This window comes from Xanthomonas sp. SHU 166 (assembly GCF_000364685.1).
GTDB classification, from domain to species: Bacteria; Pseudomonadota; Gammaproteobacteria; order Xanthomonadales; family Xanthomonadaceae; genus Xanthomonas_A; species Xanthomonas_A sontii.
On sequence record NZ_AQOJ01000859.1, the window covers coordinates 1 to 672 of the forward strand.

The window sequence follows — 672 nt, forward strand, 5'->3', positions numbered from 1 at the left end:
TGACATCGGCGCACGCTATTGCGGACAGGATCTGTCCGCAATGGGGTCTAGGGTGTTCGCACCGACCAGCCAGGAGCCGCCCATGACCAGCGACCGCCACATCACCCTGTTCCACAACCCGCATTCGCGCTCGCGCGGCGTGCTGATCCTGCTCGAGGAGCTGGGCGCCGACTACGCCATCGAGCGCATCGACTTCGACCGGCAGGCGCAACTGGCGCCGGACTACCTGGCGATCAACCCGATGGGCAAGGTGCCGGCGATCGTGCACGCCGGCGCGGTGGTGACCGAGCAGGGCGCGATCTACCCCTACCTGGCCGACCTGTATCCCGAGGCCGGGCTGGCACCGCCGATCGGCGACCCGCTGCGCGGCCCCTACCTGCGTTGGCTGGCGTTCTACGGCGCCTGCTTCGAGCCGGCCCTGGTCGACCGCGCGCTCAAGCGCGAGCCGCCACCGCGGGCGATGTCGCCCTATGCCGACTGCGATACCGTGCTGGCGGTGGTGGACGCGCAACTGGCGCGCGGCGATTACCTGCTCGGCGCGCGCTGCAGCGCCGCCGACGTGCTGTGGGGCAGCGCGCTGGGCTGGATGCTGGCGTTCGGCCTGCTCGACCCGCCGGCGCCGACCCGCGCCTACGCCGAGCGCATGGCGGCGCGGCCGGCGGTGCAGCGCGC

General features: G+C 72.3%; 1 protein-coding gene. It reads left to right on the top strand.

Going from position 1 to position 672, the window contains the following annotated elements; genetic code table 11:
• Nucleotides 1-82 precede the first annotated feature (82 nt).
• The coding region (locus tag D180_RS19570) for a glutathione S-transferase family protein (protein ID WP_017914102.1) at nt 83-672 on the top strand (590 nt) is incomplete at its 3' end.